Genomic DNA, 3,432 nt, shown 5'->3' with positions numbered 1-3,432 from the left:
CGGTTGCGCCCGCGCCGACGCCCAGCGAATACGAGGCGCCGTAGACGACGCGGGTGAACACGTCGCGCCCGGTCTGGTCAGTGCCGAACGGGTGGCCCCAGCCCGGAGGCTGCAGCACCCGGGAGGTATCGGTGGCCAACGGATCGAGGGGCGTGAAGATCCACGGAGCGAGCGCCATCAGGGTGACGCCCGCCAGAAGCAGAACCGCTGCCGCCAGGCCGACCCGGCGGCCCGACAGAGCCCTCATCGCGCCCCCCGAATGGCGGTGGTCGGCGCGGCGATACGCGGATCGATCGCCCGGTAGGCCAGGTCGACCACGAGATTGACCAGCACGAAGACGATCGCCGTGAACACGATGATGCCTATCACCACCGGCAGGTCGCGGTTGGTGATCGCCGCGAGCGCCACGCGGCCGAGGCCCGGGCGAGCGAACACCGACTCCACGACGACGGCGCCTCCGAGAAGCGACCCCACGATGTACCCGGCGAGGGTCAGTGCCGGAATCGCCGCGTGACGCAGCGTGTGCCGCAGCACCAGCCGGGCGGGCCCCGCTCCCCTCGCCCGCGCCGTCGTGGCGAACGGCTGCTCCTCCGCGTCTTCGAGGCCCGTGCGAAGCACCTGCCCGAGGATGCCGGCCACCGGCAACGCGATGGTCAGCGCCGGCAGAACGAGGCTCTGGATGCCGTCTGCGCCGGCCACCGGAAACCAGCTCAGCCCGAATGCGAAGACGCTCAGCAGAACCAGCCCGATCCAGAACGGAGGCGAGCTGATGGCGAGCAGTTCGAGCACCGAGAGAACTCCTCGAGCGGCGCGGCCGTGCACCACGACCGCGCCCACGAGCGCGACGACCAGCGCGATCGCCAGCGACGCCGCCGCCAACTGCAGGGTGTAGCCGAGCTGTTGCCCGATCACGTCGGTCACCGGCAATCGAAGCTGGTAGCTGGTACCGAAGTCACCGTGTACGAGGCGCGAAAGATACGACACGTACTGGGCGAGAGGCGGCTGGTCGAGGCCGAGCTCGACCCGGATCGACTGCTTGAGCTCGGGCGACGCCTGCGCGGAGACGCCCAGCATCACATCCACCGGATCGCCCGGAACCAGTTTCAGTACGAGGAATGCGGCGGTCGCCGCACCCCACACGACCACCAGCATTCCCGCGACGCGCGCGAGGATGCGTCGGAGTGCCATGCCTCGAACTCTATTTCGTGGCCGGGCTACTTCGTGACGGAGGCCCCGGAGAACAGCGGCCAGCCGTGGATGTCGACCTCGATACCACTGACCTCGTCGCTCGACGCGAGAATGTACTCGGGCACGTAGAGCGGCACGATCACGGCGTTCTCGGCGTTCCATTGCTGCAGCTGGGTATACAGCTCTGCACGCTGTGACGTGTCGGTGGTGGCGACCGCCGATGCGAGCGTCGCGTCGATCTCGGGATCGCTCAGGTGAGAGGCGTTCTGGTAGCCGTCGGTTCCGAGGTGGCTGCGCAGCACGTCGGCGTCGGCCGACAGGAAGCCCCAGTCTGTGAGGTCGTAGTCGCCTGCGAGGTAGGCGTCGAGGTAGGCACCGGGCTCCAGTTGGTCGTGCACGACCTCGAAGCCGATCTTCTTCAGCTGGTCTTGAATGAGGTTCGCGAGGTTGGCGTTGTCTTCGTTCACGGGGGTGTACGAGATCCACCGGGCGCTCAGGCGCTCGCCGTTCTTCGTTCGGTAGCCGTCGGAGTCGCGCTCAGACCAGCCCGCGGCATCCAGTGCGTCGTTCGCCGCGTCGGCGTCGAACGACGCGCTCGTCTCGAGGGCCGAGTCGTAGGAGTCGGGCGTCGTGGGACCGAGGATGGAGTAGGCCCGCTGGTAGGTGTCGGAGAAGACGGCCTTCACCGCGGCGTCGAGGTCGAAGCCGCCGGCGAATGCCTTGCGCACCGCGACGTCGGAGAAGACCGGGCGGGTGACGTTGAGGTAGAGCGAGTACGGCACCCCGGGCGATTCGGTGGAGGTGACCGTGAAGCCGTCGCCGATCTGGCCGATGCTCGAGGGCGCGGTGTCGCCGATCACGTCGACCTGGTTGGAGGTCAGGGCACTCGTGCGAACGGAACTCTCGGGAAGGATCTTCACGTCGAGCTCGTCGATCGTCGCCGGGCCCTGAGCGGCCGCGCCCTTGGGAGCCCAGTTGTAGTTCGGATTCTTCGTGTAGACGAGCTCGCTGCCGGGCGTGTACTCAGACAGAATGAACGGGCCCGAGCCCACAGAGATGTCGGGGCCTCCGGCTTTCAACTCGTCGGCGTGCTCCGCGAGCACCTTCGGCGAGTAGAAGCCGAGTTGCACCGAGGCGGCATTCGCCAGGAACGGTGCGTACGGCTGAGAGAAGCTGACGCGCACGGTGGTGTCGTCGATCACCTCGGTGCCCGCGTAGTAGTCGCCGCCGATCAGACTGGATGCCTGGGCCGACTCGGTCGCCGGGTCGACGATGTGGTCGAAGTTGGCCTTGACGGCCGCCGCGTCGAACTTCTCCCCGTCGGAGAAGGTGACGTCGTCGCGCAGGGTGAACGTGTACTGCAGCCCGTCGTCGGAGACCTGCCACGCCGTCGCGAGCCACGGCACGATCGTGCCGTCGGCGTTCTGCGACACCAGCGAGTCGAACACCGGTCGCTGCAGGATCGCGTTGATGTCGAGCTGCGACGAGTGCACGTCGAGGTGACCGACCGGGTCGACGTCGACGCCGAACGTGATCGTGCCGCCTTCGGTCTTCTCGCCCGGGCCCGCCGATGTGGAACAGCCGGCGAGTACCAGGGCGGCGCTGACAACGAGCGCGAGGGAACCTGCGGTGCGGAACGATCCGGGGCGCGAAAACATGATGGACTTCTTTCGGGTGGGAGTACCTCGTGTCGCGAGGCGCACTTCTAGCCTAAGCGCTTTTAAATAGACTCAGCCCAATAAAGCGAGAACCGGAGGAATAGGCCGTGACAGCTGCGCCACGCATGACACGGGGACGGCCGCGGCTCGGGTCTGCCTCGTTGCTCGAGGAGGCCGCCTTCGAGTTGTTTCTCGAGAACGGCTACGCCGGCACGACCATCGAACAGATCAGCACGCGGGCGGGAGTCAGCCGCAACACCTTCTTCAACTACTTCGCCGCCAAGAGCGATGTGTTCTGGGTGGGCCTCGACGAGAGCATCGACCGCGTCGCCGTCTCACTCGAGGCGCCGCGGCCGGGCGCGCAAACGATCGACGGGCTCCGCGACGCACTGCTCGGCGCCGCCTCCCGGCTCGGTCCCTCCGATGTTCCGTGGGCTCTCACCCAGTTCGAGCTCATCGGCAGCACGCACGAGGTCATGGCATCCGTCATCGGGCGCGCCACCCGCCTGTCACACGTCATCGAGCGGGCGACCGCGTCGATGAGCCCCGTCGACTCCCGCGCCCTGTCGTTCGCCTGCGTGGGCGC

General features: G+C 67.5%; 3 protein-coding genes and 1 pseudogene. 1 reads left to right on the top strand and 3 read right to left on the bottom strand.

Annotated elements, in window-relative coordinates; translation table 11 throughout:
- The 3 genes and pseudogenes from ACE5CZ_RS04610 to ACE5CZ_RS04600 form a co-directional block, all read right to left on the bottom strand.
- A pseudogene (locus tag ACE5CZ_RS04610) lies at positions 1-247 on the bottom strand (ABC transporter permease); the annotation flags it as partial.
- Positions 244-1,188 carry an ABC transporter permease gene (locus tag ACE5CZ_RS04605; RefSeq protein ID WP_374946168.1) on the bottom strand — a complete coding sequence of 315 codons (945 nt, stop codon included), beginning with the start codon at positions 1,186-1,188 and terminating at the stop codon, positions 244-246. The pseudogene ACE5CZ_RS04610 and the gene ACE5CZ_RS04605, both read right to left, overlap by 4 nt.
- A 26-nt stretch (positions 1,189-1,214) precedes the next feature.
- Positions 1,215-2,846: an ABC transporter substrate-binding protein gene (locus ACE5CZ_RS04600; RefSeq protein ID WP_374946167.1), complete on the bottom strand. Its 1,632-nt coding sequence runs from the start codon at positions 2,844-2,846 to the stop codon at positions 1,215-1,217.
- A 107-nt stretch (positions 2,847-2,953) separates the two neighbouring features.
- On the opposite strand from ACE5CZ_RS04600, the gene ACE5CZ_RS04595 reads away from it, so the two are divergent.
- A partial coding sequence (locus tag ACE5CZ_RS04595; protein WP_374946166.1) for a TetR/AcrR family transcriptional regulator occupies positions 2,954-3,432 on the top strand: 479 nt, incomplete at its 3' end.

Source organism: Agreia sp. (assembly GCF_964263775.1).
Taxonomy (GTDB): domain Bacteria; phylum Actinomycetota; class Actinomycetes; order Actinomycetales; family Microbacteriaceae; genus Agreia.
The sequence above is the reverse complement of the archived record's forward strand: the minus strand, read 5'-3'. Positions and strand labels throughout refer to the sequence as shown.

Coding starts and splice junctions, on each gene's coding strand:
- ACE5CZ_RS04605 (WP_374946168.1), bottom strand. CDS start 1,188: ATGGCACTCCGACGCATCCTCGCGCGCGTCGCGGGAATGCTGGTGGTC.
- ACE5CZ_RS04600 (WP_374946167.1), bottom strand. CDS start 2,846: ATGTTTTCGCGCCCCGGATCGTTCCGCACCGCAGGTTCCCTCGCGCTC.